Origin of the sequence: Paractinoplanes atraurantiacus (genome assembly GCF_900215205.1) — a bacterium.
GTDB lineage: Bacteria > Actinomycetota > Actinomycetes > Mycobacteriales > Micromonosporaceae > Actinoplanes > Actinoplanes atraurantiacus.
This window is the reverse complement of sequence record NZ_OBDY01000028.1, coordinates 62,279-83,153: the sequence shown is the minus strand read 5'-3', so window position 1 is coordinate 83,153 and position 20,875 is coordinate 62,279. Positions and strand designations below refer to the sequence as shown.

The 20,875-nt window shown below is 70.9% G+C and carries 22 protein-coding genes; 11 read left to right on the top strand and 11 right to left on the bottom strand.

Annotation, left to right across the window (positions count from 1 at the left end; all coding sequences use genetic code 11):
- Positions 1 to 7 precede the first annotated feature (7 nt).
- From CRP55_RS40685 to CRP55_RS40645, 9 genes are read right to left on the bottom strand one after another with little or no spacing between them, the layout of a single operon-like run.
- Positions 8 to 1,159, bottom strand: a complete 1,152-nt coding sequence (locus CRP55_RS40685) for a glycoside hydrolase family 1 protein (protein WP_097327340.1) — start codon at positions 1,157 to 1,159, stop codon at positions 8 to 10.
- Entirely contained in the window at positions 1,156 to 2,319 is a 1,164-nt protein-coding gene (locus CRP55_RS40680) for an alpha/beta hydrolase family protein (RefSeq protein ID WP_097327339.1), read from the bottom strand. Before CRP55_RS40680 ends, CRP55_RS40685 begins: the two co-directional genes overlap by 4 nt.
- Positions 2,320 to 2,327: 8 nt before the next feature.
- The gene (locus tag CRP55_RS40675) at positions 2,328 to 3,266 is read right to left on the bottom strand and encodes a fumarylacetoacetate hydrolase family protein (protein WP_097327338.1); all 939 of its coding nucleotides are present in this window, start codon (positions 3,264 to 3,266) and stop codon (positions 2,328 to 2,330) included.
- On the bottom strand, positions 3,263 to 4,018 hold the full coding sequence (locus tag CRP55_RS40670) for an SDR family NAD(P)-dependent oxidoreductase (RefSeq protein ID WP_245923678.1): 756 nt from the start codon (positions 4,016 to 4,018) through the stop codon (positions 3,263 to 3,265). The genes CRP55_RS40675 and CRP55_RS40670 overlap by 4 nt, the downstream gene beginning before the upstream one ends.
- A 5-nt stretch (positions 4,019 to 4,023) precedes the next feature.
- Positions 4,024 to 4,971, bottom strand: coding sequence for a VOC family protein (locus CRP55_RS40665; RefSeq protein ID WP_097327336.1), 948 nt, complete (start codon positions 4,969 to 4,971; stop codon positions 4,024 to 4,026).
- Positions 4,972 to 4,991: 20 nt separating this feature from the next.
- Entirely contained in the window at positions 4,992 to 5,315 is a 324-nt protein-coding gene (locus CRP55_RS40660) for an SDR family NAD(P)-dependent oxidoreductase (RefSeq protein WP_245923677.1), read from the bottom strand.
- Positions 5,312 to 7,087, bottom strand: a complete 1,776-nt coding sequence (locus tag CRP55_RS40655) for an aldehyde dehydrogenase family protein (protein ID WP_097327335.1) — start codon at positions 7,085 to 7,087, stop codon at positions 5,312 to 5,314. Before CRP55_RS40655 ends, CRP55_RS40660 begins: the two co-directional genes overlap by 4 nt.
- A gap of 4 nt (positions 7,088 to 7,091) precedes the next feature.
- On the bottom strand, positions 7,092 to 8,075 hold the full coding sequence (locus CRP55_RS40650; protein WP_097327334.1) for a fumarylacetoacetate hydrolase family protein: 984 nt from the start codon (positions 8,073 to 8,075) through the stop codon (positions 7,092 to 7,094).
- Between the two features lie 5 nt (positions 8,076 to 8,080).
- The gene (locus CRP55_RS40645; RefSeq protein ID WP_097327333.1) at positions 8,081 to 8,371 is read right to left on the bottom strand and encodes a putative quinol monooxygenase; all 291 of its coding nucleotides are present in this window, start codon (positions 8,369 to 8,371) and stop codon (positions 8,081 to 8,083) included.
- A 244-nt stretch (positions 8,372 to 8,615) separates the two neighbouring features.
- Between CRP55_RS40645 and CRP55_RS40640 the strand changes: the two genes are divergently transcribed.
- The 6 genes from CRP55_RS40640 (at position 8,616) to CRP55_RS54115 (ending at position 13,217) form a co-directional block, all read left to right on the top strand.
- Positions 8,616 to 9,524: a sugar ABC transporter substrate-binding protein gene (locus CRP55_RS40640; RefSeq protein ID WP_097327332.1), complete on the top strand. Its 909-nt coding sequence runs from the start codon at positions 8,616 to 8,618 to the stop codon at positions 9,522 to 9,524.
- Between the two features lies 1 nt (position 9,525).
- Positions 9,526 to 10,578 (top strand): ABC transporter permease, encoded by a 1,053-nt coding sequence (locus CRP55_RS40635; RefSeq protein WP_097327331.1) that lies wholly within the window; start codon positions 9,526 to 9,528, stop codon positions 10,576 to 10,578.
- A gap of 1 nt (position 10,579) precedes the next feature.
- Entirely contained in the window at positions 10,580 to 11,374 is a 795-nt protein-coding gene (locus CRP55_RS40630) for an ATP-binding cassette domain-containing protein (RefSeq protein ID WP_097327330.1), read from the top strand.
- The gene (locus CRP55_RS40625) at positions 11,371 to 12,492 is read left to right on the top strand and encodes an FAD-dependent monooxygenase (RefSeq protein ID WP_097327329.1); all 1,122 of its coding nucleotides are present in this window, start codon (positions 11,371 to 11,373) and stop codon (positions 12,490 to 12,492) included. The genes CRP55_RS40630 and CRP55_RS40625 overlap by 4 nt, the downstream gene beginning before the upstream one ends.
- Positions 12,489 to 12,695, top strand: coding sequence for an FAD-binding protein (locus CRP55_RS54120; RefSeq protein ID WP_218854841.1), 207 nt, complete (start codon positions 12,489 to 12,491; stop codon positions 12,693 to 12,695). Before CRP55_RS40625 ends, CRP55_RS54120 begins: the two co-directional genes overlap by 4 nt.
- 63 nt (positions 12,696 to 12,758) lie before the next feature.
- Positions 12,759 to 13,217, top strand: a complete 459-nt coding sequence (locus CRP55_RS54115; RefSeq protein WP_218854840.1) for a hypothetical protein — start codon at positions 12,759 to 12,761, stop codon at positions 13,215 to 13,217.
- Here the strand turns inward: CRP55_RS54115 and CRP55_RS40615 are convergent.
- Positions 13,157 to 14,071: a LysR family transcriptional regulator gene (locus tag CRP55_RS40615; protein WP_097327328.1), complete on the bottom strand. Its 915-nt coding sequence runs from the start codon at positions 14,069 to 14,071 to the stop codon at positions 13,157 to 13,159. The genes CRP55_RS54115 and CRP55_RS40615 overlap by 61 nt on opposite strands.
- 39 nt (positions 14,072 to 14,110) lie before the next feature.
- On the opposite strand from CRP55_RS40615, the gene CRP55_RS40610 reads away from it, so the two are divergent.
- Positions 14,111 to 15,034, top strand: a complete 924-nt coding sequence (locus tag CRP55_RS40610) for a LysR family transcriptional regulator (protein ID WP_218854839.1) — start codon at positions 14,111 to 14,113, stop codon at positions 15,032 to 15,034.
- Here CRP55_RS40610 and CRP55_RS40605 read toward each other — a convergent pair.
- Entirely contained in the window at positions 14,937 to 16,157 is a 1,221-nt protein-coding gene (locus CRP55_RS40605) for a multidrug effflux MFS transporter (protein ID WP_218854838.1), read from the bottom strand. The two genes, CRP55_RS40610 and CRP55_RS40605, sit on opposite strands and share 98 nt — an antisense overlap.
- Positions 16,158 to 16,277: 120 nt before the next feature.
- Here CRP55_RS40605 and CRP55_RS40600 point away from each other — a divergent pair, with 120 nt between their 5' ends.
- The 4 genes from CRP55_RS40600 to CRP55_RS40585 all read left to right on the top strand — a co-directional run bounded on the left by CRP55_RS40600 (position 16,278) and on the right by CRP55_RS40585 (position 20,835).
- On the top strand, positions 16,278 to 17,207 hold the full coding sequence (locus tag CRP55_RS40600; protein ID WP_218854837.1) for an MBL fold metallo-hydrolase: 930 nt from the start codon (positions 16,278 to 16,280) through the stop codon (positions 17,205 to 17,207).
- Positions 17,204 to 17,734: a cupin domain-containing protein gene (locus CRP55_RS40595; RefSeq protein ID WP_097327326.1), complete on the top strand. Its 531-nt coding sequence runs from the start codon at positions 17,204 to 17,206 to the stop codon at positions 17,732 to 17,734. The genes CRP55_RS40600 and CRP55_RS40595 overlap by 4 nt, the downstream gene beginning before the upstream one ends.
- Before the next feature lie 80 nt (positions 17,735 to 17,814).
- Positions 17,815 to 18,324 (top strand): hypothetical protein, encoded by a 510-nt coding sequence (locus tag CRP55_RS40590; protein WP_097327325.1) that lies wholly within the window; start codon positions 17,815 to 17,817, stop codon positions 18,322 to 18,324.
- A gap of 63 nt (positions 18,325 to 18,387) precedes the next feature.
- Positions 18,388 to 20,835 (top strand): family 78 glycoside hydrolase catalytic domain, encoded by a 2,448-nt coding sequence (locus CRP55_RS40585; protein WP_097327324.1) that lies wholly within the window; start codon positions 18,388 to 18,390, stop codon positions 20,833 to 20,835.
- Positions 20,836 to 20,875: the final 40 nt, after the last annotated feature.

The window sequence follows — 20,875 nt, the reverse complement described above, 5'->3', positions numbered from 1 at the left end:
CCGCGCTCTACATGGTGACAGGGCCTTTCGGATTCGCTCGGGCGACGGAACCCAGCCACTCCAGGCTCGGCTTCGGTCTCCGCTCGAAAGTCTCACGGTCGACCTCGATGAGGCCGAACCGGGGGCCGTAACCCTCGAACCACTCGAAGTTGTCCAACAGGCTCCAATGCAGGTACGCGCGGACGTCGACGCCGTCGGCCATCGCGGCCGCCAAGCCGGCGAGGGCGTCCCGGGTGTAGGCGATACGGCGCGGGTCGTCTGTCGTCGCCAGGCCGTTCTCGGTCACCAGGATCGGGGTGTTGCCGCTCAACGCCCACGCTCGGCGGACCATCTCGCCCAGGGCCGCCGGGTAGTACTCCCAGCCGTTCATCGTCGACTCGGCGCCGACGGGGGTGGGCAGGGCGCCGCCCTTGCCGAGCCAGATGCGGGAGTACGCCTGGACGCCGACGAAGTCGTCGTCTCGCGCCGCCTCGAACCAGGCGTCCTGGGCGTCCTGCCGCAGTTGCCGGGCCTCGTCGTCCGCCTCGGGGGTTTCCTGCAAGTTGAACGAGGCGATGGTGAAACCGGAGCGGACGCCGTGGACCGAGCGCAGCACCTCACGGGCGCGGCGGTGGGCTATCAGCAGCGCCTCGGCCAGCTCGGGGTCGGGGGCCGGCGGGAAGGCCATCGAGCCGTCGTGGCGCATGTTGACGATGACCGAGGTGAGGTTGGGCTCGTTCAGAGTGCAGACCCACGGTACGCCCTCGCGGATGACCGGCAGCGACTTATCCACAAAGGCTTCGAAGCGATCGAGGTTATCCACAGATCGCCAACTGCCGCTTTCCTCGAACCACCGCGGCACGGTGAAATGGTTCAGCGTCACGACCGGGGTGACGCCCCGCGAGAGGCACTCGTCGACCATGCGCCGGTAATGGTCGAGGGCGGCTCTCGAGAACTGTCCGGGGGCCGGCTCGATGCGGCTCCATTCCAGGCTGAAGCGGTAGGCGTTCAGGCCCGCGCCCGAAAGGAGGGAGATGTCTTCGCCGTAGCGGTGGTAGCTGTCGCAGGCGTCGCCGCTCGGTTGCAGGGCGAGCGCGTGCTCGCGCGCCCACCAGTCGTTGTTGACGTTGCCACCCTCGACCTGATGAGAGGCGGTGGAAGCACCCCAGAGGAACGTCATGCGCGCGTGTCCAGCCAGGCCAACGTGTCTTCGATCCAGTCCGCCGTGAAGGCGCCCACGTGCGGGAGGTGGTCGAGGCCGATGTGCTCGGTGGCGCCCTCATCGGGCGTGAACACCCGCAACTCGCGGCGAGGGCTGTTCACGGCCTGGTCGTAGGACTGGTAGGCGTCGGCCACGGGGATCTGGCGGTCGTTCTCGCCGTGAGTGATCAGGAAAGGACAGGTGATCTGCTCGACGACTCCTTCGAGCGTCACGGCCGCGGCATCCCGGATGAAGGTGTCGATGTCGGGGGCGCCCCACACCCACAGCACGTGCTCCCAGTAGTGCGGCACCGGGTTCTCGCCCTCGCGTTCGCGGCGGCGCTTCTGGACCTGGCCCCAGTTGTGGTTGGCGCCCCAGGCGACCGCGAGGGCCAGTCGCTTCTCGAAGGCGGCGGCCCGGGGCACGTAGAAGCCGCCCAGCGACCAGCCGACCAGGCCGATCCGGTCGCTGCGGACGTCGGGCCGGCCCTCCAAGAACGAGACGCAGGCGGCGGCCCAGTCCTCGGTGGTCACGCGGGAGGTCAGGCCTTCGAGGCGGAGCGCCTCGCCGCTTCCGGGGCAGTCGACCATCAGGGTGGAGATGCCGCGGGCGGCCATCTCGGCCGGCCAGCCCGAGGTGTACATGTGCTCCTTGGTGGAGTCCAGGCCGTTCCACATGATCATCGTGGGGGTGGGTGAGCCGTCGCGGGAGGCGTTCGTGAAGTAGGCGGGCAGGTGTGTTCCCTCGAACGGGACGCGCACCCGGGTGGTGGCCGGGTCGATCAGGTCGAAGCTCTTCTGCATCAGGTAGAGGCAGTGCTGATAGACGGCCTTGCGGCCGGGGGCGGAGGCGCTCTGCATGCGTTCCGCCTGGCAGAGGTACGCGGCGGCGCGGAGATATTTCTGTCCGGCCGTACGGAGGTGGCCGTCCTTCTCGGCGTCGGCCGCCTGGCCTTCGAGCTGGTCGGCGACGCGCTGCCAGGAGGCCATGAACTCGCGGGTGCCGACGTCGGAGCCCCGGGCGGCCAGGTCTCGGATGGGGCGGCAGGCCCGGTCGACCTCGTCGATCATGCCGCCGCTGTTGAGGGTCGCGGCCACGCCGAGGTTCCAGATGTAGTTGCCCGGGAAGTACTCGAACATGCGACGCCCTACTTTCTGAACGGGGTGAGAGGCGGAACGGGGTGGCCTTCGGCCACCGTGGTGGTGAGGGTGCCGAGGCCGTCGACGGTGATGGCGACGACGTCGCCGGGTTCGAGGGGCGGCGGGTCCTGTGTGCCGGCGCGGCCCCACAGTTCGGCCAGGCAGCCGCCACCGCCGGTGGTGCCGGAGGCGAGCAGGTCGCCGGCGGCGACCACCGAGTCGCGGGAGGCGTAGGCGATCATCGTGGGGAAGGTCCAGCCCATCGAGGTGAGCCGGTCGTGGCCGACGCCGGTGCCGTTGACCGAGACGGTGCAGGCCAGGTCGAGGAAGCCGTCGGCGTCGTGGCGGGAGGCGAACTCGTCGGCGGTCACCAGCCACGGGCCGATGGAGGTGCAAAAATCCTTGCCCTTGGCCGGGCCGAGACCGACCTTCAACTCACGGCTCTGCAGGTCGCGGGCCGACCAGTCGTTGAAGATCGTGTACCCGAAGATCGCCTGGGCGGCGCCGGCCTCGGTCAGCGAGGTGCCGCCGGAGCCCAGCACGCAGGCGACCTCCAGTTCGAAGTCGAGCGCCGAGCAGCCCCAGGGCCGCCGCACCTCCGCCGACGGGCCGACGATCGTGTGCGGATTGGTGAAGTAGAACGTCGGCGCGTCGTACCAGGCGTCGGGAACACCGGAAGAGCCGTCGACACTGCGGCGCACACCCTCCACATGCGACTCGAAGGTCACGAAGTCGCGTACGCACGTGGGCCGCACCGGAGCGAGGAAGGTGACCTCGGAGGCGATCGGCGCGGACCGCAGCGCCTCGGCCCCGATCTCGAGCGCCCGCGAAAGCCCGAGCGCCACAAGTTGATCAACGGAGGAACCCGGGAGGGGATGAAGGGAGCCCGAGGGTGAGACGACGACGCCGAGGGTCTGGGTGCCGGCGCGAACGGTGGCGAACCTCATGACGGGCTCCCGATGGCGTCGGCTATGCGTTTGTGGGAGACGTGGGCGGTCAGGCCGCCGTCGACGACCAGCTCGGCGCCGTTCATGTAGGAGGACGCGCCGGACATCAGGAAGACCATCAGCGGGGCTATGTCGTCGACGGTTCCCGTGCGGGACAACGGGATCTCGGCGATGGCGGCCGCGCGGAAAGCCGGCGAGGCCGACTCCATGAGCGGGGTCTCGATCAGGCCGGGAAGGACCGCGTTGACGCGGATGCCGCGGGCGCCCAACTCCAGCGACGCCGTCCGGGTCAGGCCACGCAAGGCCCATTTGCTTGAGGTGTACGCGGCGGCGACGTGCCCGCTGAGCGCGGCCACCGAGCAGACGTTGACGATCGACGCCCCGGCCGGCATGCGCGGGACCAGAGCCTGAATGCCGAGCAGGGGGCCGGTCACGTTGATGGCGAACGTCCGCTCCCACGCGTCCAGCGGCACGTCGGGCAGGCGGTCGCGGCCCGCCACCCCGGCGTTGTTGATCAGGCCGTGGACCACCGGCAGTTCGGAGGCGAGCGAACGCCAGGCGTCCTCGTCGCGCACGTCGAACGAGCACGACCGAAAAGCGGAAGCCGAAGCGGGGAAAGGGAGGACGTCGACCGCGACCACCGACGCGCCCGCGGCGGCGAGCGCCTCGGCGGTGGCGGCGCCCTGGCCGCGGGCGGCGCCGGTGACCACGATGACCTTGCCGGCCAGGGGCGCCGGAGGGGACGAGGGCACGCCCATCAGACCGGGGGCGCGACGAAGATGCCGCGGTCCTTGTCGTTGAAGGACTCCTTGGCGATCAGCTCGCTCATCGGGTCGGCCGTGCCCCACTGGTCCTGGGTCATCGGGTCGGCGATGTCGTAGACGCTCGGATGCCACTGGTCGGTTTCGAGGCGTTCCAGCTCGGTCGTGTACTCCATCGTGTTGCCGCTGGGGTCGAGGAAGTACGAGAACGTGTTGTTCCCCGCCTTGTGGCGGCCGGGGCCCCACACCTTCTTGATGCCGGCCCGCATGACCCGGCCCGTGCCGCGCATGTATTCGTCGAGGCCGCGCATCTCGAACGACACGTGGTGCACCGACGTGTGCGGGCCCTGGGCCAGGGCCAGGCTGTGGTGCCAGTCGTTGCACCGCATGAAGTGCATCATCTCGCCCATGTGCTGGCTCCACAGGCTGTCGGTGAGCTTGAAGCCGAGGTACGTCTCGTAGAACTCCCGCGTCTTGTTGATGTCGTTGGAGTTCATGACCGCGTGCGAGATGCGTACGGGAATCGCCTCTCCTTCTTCGATTGCCCGGTGTTGACGGGTCGCCACGTCGCTGGAGATCTCGATGGTGCGGCCGTCGACGTCGAAGAAGCGGAAGCCGTAGCCGCCGCCGGCCGTCTGCAGCTTGCCGGGCTGGCTGACCAGCTGGATGCCCTGCGAGGCGAGCCGCGTCGCCAGGGCGTCCACGGCGGTGGCGGACTCGGCGCCGAAAGCGATCAGGTCGAGCCTCTTGTCGGCAGCCTTGCGCAGGCGGACGACGTACTGCTCGGGCGACCCCTCCGTGGCCAGATAGGAAAGGCCGCTGTCGGTGCCGACCTCGGTGAGTCCCCACGTGTCCTTGTAGAAGGTGCGCTGGGTGTCGTAGTCGGGCACGGCCAGGTCGACGTGCCGCAGGTGGGTGATGCCGAACTCGTTCTTCTGGGACATGGTGACTCCTAACGAACGAACTAGCGGAGGGTGGAACCGCCGCCGTCCACGACGAGGTTCGCGCCGCTGATCCACGACGACTCGTCCGAGGCGAGGAAGACCGCGGCGTTGACCACGTCGTCGACGTGGCCGTGGCGGCCGAGGGGGATGCGGTCGAGGACGACCTGACGCAACCGCGCGGGCGGATCGGCCAGCAGCGGTGCCGTGTTGGGTGTGGCGATGAGGCCGGGGCTGATCGCGTTGGCGCGGATGCCGTGCGGCCCGCCCTCGACGACCAGTTGCAGGGTCAGCGCGAGCACCCCGCCCTTGGCCGTCAGGGCGATCTTCCCTTCGAGCCTCCTCACCGCACGGCCCGCCGGTCGAGCAGTTCGATCAGGTTGCCCTCGGGGTCGGCGACGTACGCCATGCGGATGCCGGGCTCGGGTGACGGCCGCGGCGTCATGCGGTCGGTGGCGCCGGCTTTCAAGAGTTTGGTGTACGCCTCGTCGACGTCCACGACGTCGAGCGCGAGATGCCCGAAGCCCCGCGTCAGCGCGGCCTCGACCGGGTTGCCGGCCGGCACCCCACCGGTGTTGCCGGCGCGGTGCAGCAGTTCGATCCGGTGCCCGTCGCCGCGCAGCATCACCCCGCGGAAGTCCACGTCGGGTAGCGAGAACTCGAACTCGGTGCGCAGCCCCAACGAGGAGCAGTACCAGTCGGTCATGGCGTCGAGGTCACCGACTGTGAGGCCGACGTGGTCGAGCCTCGGCCGGTGCCCGTTCTGCCCGCCGGGACCGAGGTAGACCGTGCGGACGTTGGTGAACTCGCGTGTCCCCTCGGCCGACAACTCACGCCCGTAGCCGCTGCGCCCGACCCCGCCGAACGGCAGCCGCGGATCGGAGGCGACGATCGCGTTGACGAACAGCGCCCCCGACCGGATCCTCCGGCCCACGGCCAGGCCGCGGGACGACCGGCTCCACACCGCCGCGCCGAGCCCGAACGCCGTGTCGTTGGCGAGCGCGATCGCGTGCTCGTCGTCGCGGGCCCGGACGACCACCGCCACCGGCCCGAACGTCTCCTCAGCGAACGCCGCCATCCCCGGCTCGACGTGGTCGAGCACGGTCGGCGGATAGAAGAAGCCGGGCCCGTCCACCGGCGCTCCGCCGGTCAGCAGCACGGCTCCCTGGCCGAGGGTCCGCGTTACCTGGCCGTGCAGGGCGTCGCGCAGATCGGCCCGGGCCATGGGCCCGAGCGGCGGCAGCGCCGCGACCTCGTCGAGCAGCAGCCGGACGAACTCGTCGGCCACCGGGGCGGCCACGATGAACCGCTTGGCCGCGATGCAGCTCTGCCCCGCGTTGCCGAACCGCGACCGGGCGGCCGCGGTCGCCGCCGCCGGCAAGTCGGCGTCGTCGAGCACCACGAACGGGTCGGAGCCGCCCAGCTCCAGCACCGACTTCTTCAGCGCCGCCCCGGCGGCCGCCGCCACCGCGCTGCCCGCCTGCTCGCTGCCGGTCAGCGTGACCGCGGCGATCCGGTCGTCGGCCACGATCCGCGCGGTCAGCGACGGCACGTCGGCCTCGGCGATGACCAGCGAGCGGAACAGCCCGTCGGGCGCGCCCGCCTCGGCGAACAGCGCCTCGATGGCCAGCGCGCAGCCGGTGACGTTGGGCGCGTGCTTGAGCACCGCCGCGTTCCCGGCGGCCAGGGCCGCGCACGCGAAGCGCAGCACCTGCCAGAACGGGTAGTTCCAGGGCATCACCGCGAAGACCACGCCGAGCGGCTCGTAGCTGAGCCAGGACCGGGCGGCGCCGCTGACCACGTCGTGGTCGGCCAGCCACTGCGGCGCCTGGGAGGCGACGACCTGACAGTTGAGCGCGCACTTGTCGATCTCGGCCAGGGCCTCGGCGAGCGGCTTGCCCATCTCGGCGGTGATCAGCTCGGCGTACCGGTCGCGGCGCTCGGTCAGCAGCTCGCCGGCCGAGCGCAGCAGGAACAGCCGTTGCACCAGCGGCGTGGACGCCCAGACCGCCGCCGCCTCCGACGCCAGGCCGAGCGCCTCGTCGATCCGGTGCCAGTCGTCGGCCGGGTAGGACGCCAGGGGCTGCCCGGTCGCCGGGTCACACGTCACCACGGCCACCGCGTCACACCCCCTCGGGCACGCGCCGGCGGGCCGGGACGATCGACGGCACCTGCTCGGTGGCGGCCACGACCCGGTTGCGGATCGTGCCGACCCGCTCGACCGTCATCTCGACGACGTCGCCCTCGCGCAACGGCGGCGGCGTGAGCAGCCCGCTGCGGCCCCACGACTCGGCCAGCGCGCCGCCGCCGCACGTGCCGGAGGCCAGCACCTCGCCCGCCTTCACCCAGGAGGCCCGGGACGCGTACGAGACGAGGTGCTCGAACGACCAGCCCATGTGCGCGGAGCGGTCGCCGCCGACCCGGACGTCGTTGACCTTGACGGTCATCTCCAGGTCGAGGAAGCCGTCGGCGTCGCGGCAGTCGTCCAGCTCGTCGGTGGTGACCACCCACGGGCCGATCGTGGTCGCGAAGTCCTTGCCCTTGGACGGGCCGAGGCCGAGCTTCATCTCGCGGCCCTGCACGTCGCGGGCCGACCAGTCGTTCATGACGAGGTAGCCGCCGATCGCGTCGCGGGCCTGTTCGGGCGTCACGTTGCGGACGTCGCGGCAGATCACCGCGGCCAGCTCCAGCTCGAAGTCGAGCCGGTCGGTGTCCGGCGGCATGGCCACGTCGTCGTACGGGCCGGTGACCGCGTGCGGGGCCATGAACAGGAACGACGGGGCGGCGTACCACTCGTCGGGCACCTTCGGTGCGCCCTGCATGCCCTTGCCGACGCCCTCGACGTGCGACTCGAAGGTCAGGAAGTCGCGCATGGCCACCGGGTAGACCGGCGGCAGCAGCACGACATCGGCCGGGGCCAGGCCGTCGGAGCGGGCGGCCGCGTCGGCGGCCGCCTCGCGCTCGGCCGGGTCGGCCGCGAGCAGCGCGATCAGGTCGGTGCCGTCCGGGAAGGCGTGCAGCCACCAGGCCGAGCGGTCGCCCACGACCAGCCCGGTGCGGCGGGTGCCGGCCGGGTCGGTCGCCCGGCGGAAGGCGGCGAGCTGCATCGCGGTCAGCCGATCGTCGTGTAGAAGGCGCGCTCGCGCTTGGCCAGCACCGGGATCGCCTGGCCGTGGCCGTACTCGGCGAAGTGCTCGGAGGCGCCGTGGGCCGCGTACGCGTCCTCGTCGGCGTAGACCTCGAAGAGCCGGAACACCGTGGGCTCGGCCGGGTCCTGGTACGCCTGGTAGTAGAGGTTGCCCGGCTCCTGGCGCGACGGCGGGGTCAGCTTCTCGATCGCGTCGAGGACGACGCCCTCCTTACCGGGCTCGGCGGTCCAGGTGGCGCTGACGACGTAGGCCATGGTGGGGCTCCTCGCGGTTCGGGTGGTTTCCTCACGCTAGGTGCGGACCCCGGTCACCGAGAAAGCGCGCACGGCAATGCCAGGCATGTTTCGGGCTGATGGCAGCCATGTGTATCGCGAGGTTCCAGCGGCCGCGCGCCGCGTGCTCTCCTGTGGCGAGCGACACACGCCCTGAAGAGGAGATGCCGTGACACCAGCTCAGAGATCGGCCGTTGCCTTTGTCGCGGCCGGGTGCCTCACTTTCGTGACCGCCTGTTCCGGCGACACCCAGCCCGCCACCGGAGCGTCTTCCTCCGTCAACAAGACCGTCGTCTTCTCCCCCTTGGCTCTCAAGATCCCGGCCATGAAAGGCCTCTCCGAGGGCGTGACCGGATACGGCAGGAGCAAGGGGTACGAAGTCATCGTCCAGGACCCCAACCAGGACCCGCAGAAGCAGCTCACGCAGCTCCAGAGCGTGATCGAGACCGGCCGCGCCGGCGGAGCCTGGGTCATCGCGAACCAGCCCAGCTCGCTCTCGGCGCTGGTCAAGACCGCACAGGACAAGAAGATCCCGATGATCCTCAACGGCGTGCCGTCCGACTACGGGCTGGCCGCGCCGGAGGCCGGGCTGTCCTTCTCCACGATCGACTACAAGGCGCAGGGCACGGCGATCGGCCAGGAACTCGGCAACTGCATCAACGAGAAGCTCGGCGGCAAGGCCGAGGTCTTCGACGTCAACAACGCGGCCGGCGTCGCCGGCAAGGAAGAGCTGGAAAGCGCGGCAAAACAAGCGCTGAAGGCCACCGCGCCCGGCGCCACCATCGTGCAGACCGTGACCACCACCGACCGGGCCGCGACCCAGACCGGGGTGAGCGGCGCGTTGCAGGGCCACCCGAACGTCAAGGCGGTGCTCGGCGCCAACGACGAGTCGGCGCTCGGCTCGCTCGGCGCGTTCGACGCGGCCGGCAAACAGCTGACCTGCCTCACCGAGGCCGGTGGCAACGACGAGGTACTGGGCCTGGTCAAGGAGGGCAAGATCTACGCCTCCGTGGTGCTGCAGTTCGACGCCGACATGGCCCAGTCGTTCGACACCCTGACCAAGATGATGGGCGACCCGTCGGCGGTCGGCGTGCAGCTCACCGTGCCGCAAAAGGTCGAGAAGGCCGGGAGCTGACGTGGCCGTGTCCGCACAGCCGTTACCCGTCACCGAGACAGCGGTCCCGGCCGGCCGTGACATGCCCCGGTCGGTCTCCGTCCTCATCTTCGCCCGCGACCGCGGCATCTTCGTCCTCTGGGCGCTGATCATCGGGGTCTTCTCGTTCTGGTGCGCGCCGTACTTCGCGACCCTGGACAACGCCATGCTGATCGCGAACGCGGCCGCGCTGACGGCCATCTTCGCGGCCGGGGTCGGCTTCGGCGTGATGACCGGGGTGCTCGACCTGTCGCTGCCGGGCACGGCCGCCTTCGCCGCCTGCGTCACCGGCTGGCTGATGACGCACGGGCAGCCGGTGTGGCTCTCGCTGGCCGCCGGTCTCGCCTGCGGCGTGCTGGTCGGGCTGGCCAACGGCCTGATCGCGCTGCGCGGCTTCAACCCGATCATCGTCACCATCGGCAGCCTGTCGGCCCTGTCCGGCCTGGCCGCGGTGATCGCCGGCGGCTACACGTTCCCCGGCTTGAGGCAGCTGCAGTTCATGGGCACCGAGCGCTATTTCGGGGTTCCGGCCCCGGTCTACATCGTGGCCGCGCTCTTCGGAGTCGGCACGCTCTTCCTGACCCGTACGCGGGACGGCATCCGGCTCATGGCGGTCGGCGGCAACAGCGAGGCGGTCCGCCGCTCGGGCATCCACGCCGACCGGTACCGGGTGCTCGGCTTCGTCCTGTCCGGACTGTGCGCCGCGCTCGGCGGCCTGGTCACCACGGCCGTGACCACCGAGGCCACGCCGGAGGCCAGCCCCGGCATCATCTTCAGCGCGCTGACCGCCGTCGCCCTGGCCGGCGTCGCGCTCACCGGCGGCCGCGGCTCGCTGCCGCGGGTGCTGGTCGGCGCGCTGATCCTGGCCACCATCGCCAACGGCCTGACCATCCGCGGCGTCCAGCCCTACTGGGCGACCGTGGTGACCGGCCTGCTGCTGCTGACCTCGCTCGGCCTCGAACGGGTCATCCAGCGCGGGGTCTCCAACAGATTGATGTCCGTCGCTAATCTGTCCGTGCACAACCGGAGCGTGTGACATGGCTGATGACACTCCCGCCCTGCGGCTGACCGGCATCGAGATGCACTACGGATATGTGCGGGCGCTGGCCGGCATCGACTTCCACGTGAACCCGGGCGAGGTGGTCGGGCTGCTCGGCGACAACGGCGCCGGCAAGTCCACCCTGCTGAAGATCATGTCCGGCGCCCATCGGCCCACCGCGGGCACGGTCGAGGTGCACGGACGGCCGGTCGACTTCCACCAGCCCCGCGACGCCGCCGCGGCCGGCGTCCAGATGGTCTACCAGGACCTGGCCCTGGTCGACGCGCAGGACATCTCGACCAACCTCAACATCGGCCGGGAGATCCTGCGCCGGGGCCCGCTCGGCTGGCTCGGGTTCGTCGACCACAAGGCGATGCGCCGCCGCTCCGAGGCCGAGCTCGACCGGCTCGGCGTCCGCACGGCACCCATGACCCGGCCCGTGGAAATGCTCTCCGGAGGCCAGCGGCAGGTCGTGGCGCTCGCCCGCAGCGCGATCCGGGTGAGCGGGGAAGGTCGCGGGGTGCTGCTGCTCGACGAGCCGACCGCGGCGCTCGGCTACGAACAGACCAAGCAGGTCGAGGCCCTGATCCGGCGGATGGCCGGCCAGGGCGTGGCGATCGTGCTGGTCACCCACAATCTCCCGCTCTGCCACGAGGTGGCCGACCGGGTGACGATCCTCAACCGCGGGGCGAAGGTGGCCGACGTCCGGCTCGACGAGACCGAGAACGACCACATCGTCGGCTGGATCACCGGCGCCCGCGCACCGCAATCGCAGCTGAAGGAGACCTCATGAGCAAGCGCGTCCTCGTCGTCGGCGGCGGCATCACCGGCAGCGTGCTCGCCCTCGCGCTGGCCCAGCGGGGCGTCGCCGTGGTTCTGGCCGAGCTGCGCGGGAAATGGGGCGGCGCCGGGCACGGGATCACCCTGCAGGGCAACGCGCTCAAGGCGTTCGCCCAGGTGGGGGTGTTCGACGAGATCGCCGAGCGCGGGCACTGCTTCGGCAACCTGCGGATGCGTACGGCCGACGGGAATTTGATCATGGAGATCCCGACACCGCCGATGGGCGGGCCGGACGTGCCGCCGACCATGGGCGCGCTGCGGTCGGACGTGGCCGAGGTCCTGACGAATGCCGTGCTCAAGGCGGGCGTCGACGTGCGGCTGGGCACGACGGTGACGGCGATCGAGGACCACGGCGACGGGGTCACGGCGACGCTGTCGGACGGCTCGGCCGAGCGTTTCGACCTGCTGGTCGGTGCGGACGGCATCCACTCCCAGGTGCGGTCGCTGATCGGCATCGACGCGCAGCCGCGCCGCACGGGCATGGGAATCTGGCGCGTGGTCGGCGAGCGGCCGGCCGAGATGGAGTGCTCCGAGCTCTACTACGGCGGGCCGAAGTACAAGGCCGGATACACGCCGATCTCGAAGGACCTCTGCTACGCCTTCCTCCTCGAGGGCGAGCTGGATCAGTCCTATGTGGGCGAGAAAAGCAACGGCAAGACCTTCAAAGAGCATGGTCAGGGGTACGGCGGAATCTGGGGCCGGGTTCGCGACGGGCTCCGCGACGACGCGCTGGTCAACTACCAGTACATCGAGTCGATCCTGGTCGAGGAGCCGTGGTACCGGGGCCGGAGCATCATCATCGGCGACGCCGCGCACGCCTGCCCGCCGCTGATCGCCCAGGGGGCGGCCATGTGCGCGGAGGACGCGGTCGTGCTGGCCGAGGTGCTCACGGGCGAGTCCCCATGGGACGCGGCCCTGCGCGAGTTCTGGGAGCGGCGGTTCCCGCGCGTGCGGATGGTGCTGGAAAACAGCCTTCAGCTGGCGGAATGGGAGATGCACCCGGAGACGCCGGGTGCGGACCCGGGGCGGGTGATGGGGCAGACGCTGCACGCGCTCTGCGCTCCGGCGTGACCGTCTTCGAGGGCGACCCGGGCTACGAGGAGGCCCGGGTCGATCGGATCTTCAACCGCCGGCTGCCCGGGCGGCGGCCGGCGGCGGTGGTGAAGGCGTCGACCGAGCAGGACGTGGTCGACGCGGTGCGGCTGGCCCGATCGCGGGGATGGCAGGTCGTGGTCCGGTCGGGCGGGCACAGCTGGGCGCAGTGGTCGTGGTGACCGCGGACGGGTCGTTGATTCACGCTTCGCCGTCGGTGAACGAGGACCTTTTCTGGGCGGCGCGTGGAGCGGGGGCATCGCTGGGCGGTCGACAACGCGTGGCTTTCGGGGCCGGCTGATGAAGTCGTTCCGGCCGCGCGGCGCGTCTTCACCACGCTGCCCAACGAGAAGTCGTTCACCATCTGGTTCAGCATGGCGCCGCTGCGGACCCTGCCGGACATGGCGTTCTCGCTGCAGTCGGAGATCTACCTGGCCAGCTATGTGCTGTGGGAATCACCGGACGACGACGCGTTCTTCGACGACTGGCAGCGCGACGCGATGGCCGATCTGGATCCGGTCAGCATCGGGCAATATCTGGGGGACAGCGATCTGAGCCGCCCGATCCCGTTCCACGCCGGCGAAAATGCCCGGCGGCTGGCTCTGTTGCGCGACAAATGGGACCCGGATCGGGTCTTTCCCGGCTACGGCTTGGCCGGCGCCAGCACCTCGCCCACCTCGTCGAGCCGGGCGAACAGCCACTGATGCGCGGGGTCGCCCAGCCGGTCGCGGGCGAACCAGTACCCCTCGGCCAGCGGCACCTCCCCGAACGGGGGCTCCACCACGACCAGCTTGCTGGTGTGCAGGCGGGCCTGCCGTTCGGGGACCACGGCCACCAGGTCGGTGCCCTCGATGACGAACGGGAGCGGAAGCCAGCCCCGTACCGTCGCCTCGATCCGCCTCTCGATGCCGAGCTCGCCGAAGATCCGGTCGACCGGGGTGAGCACGGCCGGCCCGAAACCGGCCACCGCGTGCGGCAGCTCGGCCAGGTCGTCCAGCGTGAGGCCCTCGCCGGTCAGCCGCGGATGGCGGGCGTCGACCAGGCAGACGAAACGGTCGCGCCACAGCGGCCGTGACTCGCCCGGGAAGCCGAGGCCCAGCGGGGCGATGACCGCGTCGTACTTGAGCATCGTGCGCTCGGAGGTGCGGGCGTCCGGCCGCATGCGGTCGATGCTCAGGCTCACCCCGGGCGCCAGCTCGGTCACCCGGGCCAGCAGCGTCTCGTGCACCACGGCGATGGCGTAGTCGCTCATCGCCAGCCGGAACGTGCGCTCGCTGGTCGCCGGGTCGAACTCGTCCTCGACGCGCAGGGCCGTGCCGATCAGCCGCAGCGCGTGCTGCACCTCGGGCAGCAGCTCGACCGCGAACGGGGTCAGCTCGTAGTCGCGGCCGCTGCGGGTCAGCAGCTCGTCGTTGAACTTGCGCCGCAGCCGGGCCAGGGCGGTGCTCATCGCGGGCTGACCGAGCGCCAGCCGCTGACCCGCCCGGGTCACGTTGCCCTCCTCGAGCAGGACCTTCAGCGAGAGCAGCAGATTCAGATCGGTGCCACCCAGCGTCACGGGCTTACTTTCGCAGGCCACAGGCCTAACATCAACGACGTGCCCGAGGGACTGCGCGACGTCGACGCCAACCTTCTGCTCTCGTTGCACGCGTTGCTGGAGGAGCGCAACCTCACCCACGCGGGCGCCCGCATGACGATGAGCCAGTCGGCGATGAGCGGCGCGCTGGCCCGGCTGCGCAAACACTTCAACGACGAGCTTCTGACGCGTACGGGCCGGGAGTACGAGCTGACCCCGTTCGCGACACGGCTGCGCCCGGCGGTCGCCGCGGCCGTCGAGGCGGCCGAGAGCCTGCTCGGCAACCACCGCGAGTTCGACCCGGCGACCAGCGGTAAGCGCTTCGACGTGAGCATGAGCGAATACGCGATGACAGTGCTGGCCGAGCCGCTGATCCGGCTGCTGCGCGAGCAGGCGCCGGGCTGCTCCATGAACTTCGACAGCGTGCCCGAGTCGCGCGAGCAGTTCGAGGTGCAGCTGCTGCGGCGCGACCTGGTGGTGGTGCCGCTCGGTTTCGACCTGCCGGGGCGTACCCAGGCGGTCTTCACCGACGAGCTGGCGTGCGTGGTGGCCCGCAGCAATCCCCGTTTGAAGGACGGCGCGCTGACGCTGGAGGACCTGCGGGAGATGCCGCACGCGGTGGCCGAGTTCCTGTCGGCCGGGGAGCATCGGCGGCCGCTCGAGGTGGAGCTCGAGGCGAAAGGGCTGGCCGCGCGGACCGTGCTGGTGCAGGTGACCAGCCTGCTGACGCTGCCGTTCGCGGTGGCCGGGACGGGCATGTGCGCGTTCGTGCCGGCCCGCATGGCGCATCGCTGCCTCGACATGCTCGACCTGGTCATCGCCGAGACACCGCTGGACACGGTGAGCATCACGGAGGCGGCACACTGGCATCCGCGTCACGCCGCCGACCCGGCCGGGGTGTGGCTGCGCCACCTGCTGCACGACGTAGCCGTCGATATCCTGTGATCGCCGCCGCGCTCGCCACGAGCGCGGCCGAGGCCATCACCAGGGCCGGGGCCAGCGCCGACCTTTCTCCCCCGAGGCCGACCAGCGGCGAGACGACGGCGCCCAGGCCGAACTGGCTGAAGCCGAGGACCGCGCTCGCCCGCCCGGCCACCGACCGCACGTGGCCCATGGCCAGGGCGGCCGAGGGGCCCATCACGCCGCCGTGCGCCGAGACCGCGAAGAAGATCGGAACGGGGTAGGACCAGGCAGGTGCTCCGGTGAGCACCAGCCCGACGAAGATCATCGTGGCCGTGACCTCGACGGTGAGGGCGATGGCCACCACCCGGCGCGGATCGATCCTCTCCACGGCCCGGCCCACCAACGCGCCGGTCGTGATCAGCCCTATGGCGTTGATGCCGAACGCCACCCCGTACGCCACCTCGGAAAGACCCACCACCCGCTGATAGAGAAAGGGCGACGCCGAGATGTACGCCATCATGCTCGCGAAGGAGAACGCGAAGACCGCGGTGTCCGCCCAGTAGCCGGCGTTCCTGAGCGATCCCTTCTGCCCGCGGGCCGAGGCGGCGCGCGTCTCGGGCACGTTGACCGCGACCGCGATCAACATCAGGGCGCAGAGCCCGGTGACCGTCCAGAGCATGCCGCGCCAGCCGACCGGCTCGGCCAGCAGGCCGCCGGCCAGCGGGGCCAGCACCGGTGCGACACCGCCGATGGTCATCATCAGGGTGAGGGCCCGGGCGGCGGCCCGCCCGGTGGTCAGATCGGCGACGATGGCGCGGCCGATGACCAGACCGCCGGCGCCGGTGAAGCCCTGCACGAGCCGGGCCGCGACGAGCACGGCCAGGTTGGGGGCGGTGGCCGCCACGACGCCGGCCAGCACGCAGACGGACGCGCTGATCAGCAACGGCCGGCGGCGGCCGTAGCGGTCGGAGATGGGGCCGGTCACGAGCTGGCCGCAGGCCAGGCCGGCCAGGAACGCGGTCAGGGTCAGCTGGACGCCGCTGGCATCGGCGCCGAGATCGTGGGCCATCGCCGGGAAGCCCGGCAGATAGAGGTCGGTGGCGATCGGCCCGAAGGCGGCCAGCAGGGCGAGCGTGAGCAGCAGGGGCGTCACCAAGGCAGTCAAACACCCATTTTCCCGTACGCGGAAAACGCCGAACCAGATGCCTCGGATCTGCAACGCCGATGCCCCGCCGCTCGCCGGTGACGGCATAGTCGAAACATCTTCGACACAAGGAGGACTCGGGTGACCTGGGACGACGGCAAGCCCTACGTCGACGAGCTGGGCGCGGGCCTCTACGCCTACGTCCAGCCCGACGGCGGCTGGATGGTCAACAACACCGGCGTGGTGGTCGACGGCGCCGGCGCCGCGGTGCTGGTCGACACGACCTCGACCGAGCGCCGCAACCGGGCCGTCCTGGCCGAGGTGGCCCGGGTCTCCCGGGGCGCTCCGAAAGCAGTGGTCAACACCCATCACCACCCCGACCACACGTACGGCAACGGTTTCCTGCCCGCCGAGACGACGGTGATCGGCCACGACAAGTGCCGCGAGGAGGTGCTGGCGGCCGGCCTCGAAGCGACAAAGGTGATCAGCGAGCCCGACTACGGCCACCTGACCCTGCGCCCACCGGAGCTGACCTTCGCCGACCGCCTCACCCTGCACCTGAGCGACTTCCCGGTCGAGCTGGTCCACGCCGGTCGCGCCCACACCAGCAACGACGTGCTGGTCTGGCTGCCCACCCAGCGCGTCCTGTTCTCGGGCGACCTGGCCTTCGCCGGCGGCCAGCCGTTCCTGCTGGAGGGTTCGGTGTCCGGCTTCGGCCAGGCGATAGCGCAGATGCGCGCCCTCAGCCCCGAGATCCTCGTTCCCGGACACGGCCCCGTCCGCCGAGGCGACGAGGTCACCGACCTGCTCGACAAGATGGACGCCTACGTCGCGTACGTGGCGGAGGTGGCCGCGGCCTCCCACAAGGAGGGCTTGTCGCCGCTGGAGGCGGCCCGCAAGCACCGGGACAACCCGTACCAGCATTGGGCCGAGACCGAGCGTTTCGTGGGCAACCTGCACCGCGCGTACTCGGAACTGTCCGGCAACCCGATCGACACCCGCCTCACCGTGCCCTCCGTGTGGCCCGACATGGTGGCCTTCCACGGCGGCCCGATCGCGTGCCACGCATGACCGCCCCGCGCCGGGTGGTCACCGGTCACACTCCCGCCGGCGTCTCGGTCGTGCTGTCCGACGGCCCGGTCCCGGTGAGCCGCGACCTCCCCGCCGACGGCGTCTCCTTCCACGAGATCTGGAACACGAGCGCCGCCCCGGCTCCGCTGACGGCGACCGAGGACGAGCCCACGATCGGCCCGCTGGCCGTGCCGCCCCCACCGCGGGGCACCCGCATCCGCGTCAACGAGTTCCGCCCGGGCCACCTCGACGAGAACGGCCTGCAGTCCCCCGTCCACCGCACGGCCTCGGTCGACTACGGCATAGTCCTCGAAGGCGAGATCACCTTGATCCTCGACGGCTCCGAGGTGACCCTCCACCCCGGCGACGTGGTCATCCAGCGCGGAACCGGCCACGCCTGGGCCAACCGCGGATCCACAGTGGCCCGGGTGGCTTTCATCCTGATCGACGCCACCTTCACCCCCGACTTGGCCGCCACGCTGCCCGGCGGCCTGAACGGCCTCATGCACGCCGGCCCCCGCGACTGACACCTCGGCCCACCACGCACCGTCACGCCCCTGGCCGTTTCGCGGATTGACGGGGAACCGCGCGCGGCTAGCGTTTTGCCATGGCCATTCGTGCCTCGGCCCGCGCGGCGGGTCTGGCCGCGCTCGTCGCCGCCGCGCTGTGGACGGCGCTCGTGCTCGCGGCGCCTGTCCTCGCCACCAATGTCGTCGCCGGGCTGATCAGCAGTGTCGCGGCCGGCGTCGTCGTGGCCGTGTGGCATCGCCGGGTGAGTCTGGCGCTGCTTGCCTCGGCCCTCAGCGCCCTGCTGATCGCCTTGGTGATCTCCTGGGTGCTGCCGTCGATCCCCGGCTTCGTCGGCCATGACCACCCGCCGATCTACACCCCCGCCACCCGCATGACCGACCCGATCGGCCTGCCGGCCTTCGCCGTCCTGCTCATCGTGATCCTCGGCGCTCACGCTCTCCGCACCCGGGCGCGCACTCGCCGCTTCCGAGCGCCGGCTCACCGCGCTGCCGTACCTTCTCCGCGCATCCCCGGACCGAACGAGATGGTCGTTCAGCGCACCGCCGACCATGACCGCGGCGCCAGGGGTGGCACGGGAGACCCGTGACAGCGATCGCTGGTATTCGACTACGTGAGTTCCGCGCGAGCCCGGCCGGTGGTCGGATGGGCCATGCGCGTCCGTGTGGAGCATCTCGACCAGCCCTTCGGCCTCGGCGAGCGCCGCCCTCGCCTGTCGTGGCAGCCTCCCGCCGATCAGATCGCCTACGAGCTTCGCCTCGACGACGGCACCACCACCGGCCGCGTCGAGTCCCGTGACAACGTCCTGGTCCCCTGGCCCGGCCGCGACCTCACCTCCCGTGAACGCCGCGACGTGCGGGTGCGGGTCTGGACCGACCACGGCGTGACCCCATGGTCCGACCCCACCGAGCTCGAAGCCGGCCTGCTCACCTCCGCCGATTGGCACGCGCAGTGGATCAGCCCGGACGAGACGGGCGCCGGCGGTGACTGGCGGCCCGCCTATCAGCTGCGCGGGCGCTGGGAGGTGGAAGGGCCGGTTGTCAGGGCGCGGCTCTACGCGACGGCGTACGGGATCTATGAGTTGACTTTGAATGGTCTTCGGGTCGGGGATCTGGAGCTGACGCCGGGCTTCACCGAGTACGGGCGGCGGACGCAGGTGCAGGCCTACGACGTCACCGGGCTGCTGCGGCGCGGCCGCAACGACATCGAAGCGCTGCTGGCCGACGGGTGGTATCGCGGGCAGGTCGGCATGCCGCGCTCGCGTGACCAGTTCGGCGACCGGACCGCGCTGCTCGCCCAGCTGCACGCCGACCATCCGGGCGGCCGCACCACGATCCTCGGCACCGGGCCCGGCTGGCTCAGCGCCCCCTCCCCGATCCTCATGGCCGACCTCATCGAAGGCCAGACCGAGGACCGGCGCCATCCCAGGCCACAGTGGACGCCTGTGGCCGGCGCCGGTCACCGCTTCGACCACCTCGTCGCCTCGCCCGCCCCGCCCGTGCGCGCCATCCGCGAGATCCGGCCCACCCGCCTACCGAACGGCGTCTTCGACCTCGGTGAGAACATCAACGGCCGGGTCCGCGTCACCGTCCCGCCCGGCGCCGACCTGACCTTGACCCACGCCGAGGCGCTGGCCCCCGACGGCACCGTCACCACCGATCACCTCCGCCCGGCCGACGTGCCGTTCATCGACCGCGAGCTGACCGCCGGGCAGGTCGACACCGTCCGTACGGCCGCCGCCGGCGTCTTCGAACCCCGCTTCACCACGCACGGTTTCCGCTACGTCCAGGTCACCGGCGAGGTCGGCGACCTGACCGGCGTGGTCGTCCACACCGATCTGCGCCGGACCGGCACCTTCGTTTGCGACGACGAACGCCTCAACCGGCTGCACGCCGCCGCCGAGCGCAGCTTCCTCGGCAACGCCTGCGACATCCCCACCGACTGCCCGACCCGCGAGCGCGCCGGCTGGACCGGCGACTGGCAGATCTTCTGCCCTACGGCGACTTTCCTGTACGACGTGGCCGGCTTCACCACGAAGTGGCTGCGCGACCTGTCCGCCGGCCAGTGGGACAACGGCGTCATCGGCAACATGGCACCCATGCCACCGGCCGAGCGGAGCGGCTTCCTGGCCCACCTCAACGGCTCGGCCGGCTGGGGCGACGCGATCGTGCTGGTCCCGTGGGAGATCTACCAGGAGTACGGCGACCAGGAACTGCTCGCCGAGATGTGGCCCGCGATGACCCGCTGGCTGGCTTTCGCCGACCGCACGGACCCGGCCATCCGCTTCCACTGGGGCGAGTGGCTCGTCCCCGGCGAGGACATCAAAGACTTCGCCGCGTTCGCCGCCACCGACAAGTCGGACGTGGCCCTCGCCTACCACGCGCACACCTGCGCGATCGCCGCCCGGATCGCCGCCCTGCTCGGCCACCCCGGCGAACAGGCCCACTATCTCGAGCTGAGCCACGCCGCCCGCGACGCCTGGCGCACCGCTTTCATCACTTCCGAGGGCAAGGTCCACCCCGACACCCAGGCCAATTTGGTACGCGCATTGACGTTCAACCTGCTACCCGAGCCCCTACGACAGCCCACGGCCGACCGCCTGGCCACCCTGATCCGCGAGAACGGCACCCACTTGGCCACCGGCTTCCTGGCCACGCCCAGCCTCCTGCCGGCCCTGGCCACCCACGGCCACGTGGACCTGGCGTACGACCTCCTCTTCCAGAACACCGCCCCCTCCTGGCTGACGATGATCGACAGAGGAGCCACAACGATGTGGGAACGCTGGGACGGCATAGACGCCGACGGCATCCCGCACGACTCCTTGAACCACTACTCGAAGGGCGCGGTGATCAGCTTCCTGCACCGGTACACGGCCGGCCTCCAGCGCCTGACCCCCACATGGCGCCACTTCCGCGTGCACCCTCATCCCACTCCCGCCGTCACCCGGGCCGAGGCCACCCACGACTCCCCCCACGGCCAGATCACCGTCACGTGGACCGAGGAATCCCTGGAGGTGACTGTCCCCCCGGGTTGCACGGCCGAGGTGATCCTGCCCAGCGGCAAGACCTACGACGTGGGCCCCGGAACACACGCGCTCTGAATCCACCCCGCCCGCTACCGCTACCCCCACCGCCATCGGT

Bases quoted from the DNA above. Each gene is read 5' to 3' on its own strand.
- CRP55_RS40685 (WP_097327340.1), bottom strand. From the start codon at position 1,159: ATGACGTTCCTCTGGGGTGCTTCCACCGCCTCTCATCAGGTCGAGGGT.
- CRP55_RS40680 (WP_097327339.1), bottom strand. From the start codon at position 2,319: ATGTTCGAGTACTTCCCGGGCAACTACATCTGGAACCTCGGCGTGGCC.
- CRP55_RS40675 (WP_097327338.1), bottom strand. From the start codon at position 3,266: ATGAGGTTCGCCACCGTTCGCGCCGGCACCCAGACCCTCGGCGTCGTC.
- CRP55_RS40665 (WP_097327336.1), bottom strand. From the start codon at position 4,971: ATGTCCCAGAAGAACGAGTTCGGCATCACCCACCTGCGGCACGTCGAC.
- CRP55_RS40650 (WP_097327334.1), bottom strand. From the start codon at position 8,075: ATGCAGCTCGCCGCCTTCCGCCGGGCGACCGACCCGGCCGGCACCCGC.
- CRP55_RS40645 (WP_097327333.1), bottom strand. From the start codon at position 8,371: ATGGCCTACGTCGTCAGCGCCACCTGGACCGCCGAGCCCGGTAAGGAG.
- CRP55_RS40630 (WP_097327330.1), top strand. From the start codon at position 10,580: ATGGCTGATGACACTCCCGCCCTGCGGCTGACCGGCATCGAGATGCAC.
- CRP55_RS40625 (WP_097327329.1), top strand. From the start codon at position 11,371: ATGAGCAAGCGCGTCCTCGTCGTCGGCGGCGGCATCACCGGCAGCGTG.
- CRP55_RS40595 (WP_097327326.1), top strand. From the start codon at position 17,204: ATGACCGCCCCGCGCCGGGTGGTCACCGGTCACACTCCCGCCGGCGTC.
- CRP55_RS40590 (WP_097327325.1), top strand. From the start codon at position 17,815: ATGGCCATTCGTGCCTCGGCCCGCGCGGCGGGTCTGGCCGCGCTCGTC.
- CRP55_RS40585 (WP_097327324.1), top strand. From the start codon at position 18,388: ATGCGCGTCCGTGTGGAGCATCTCGACCAGCCCTTCGGCCTCGGCGAG.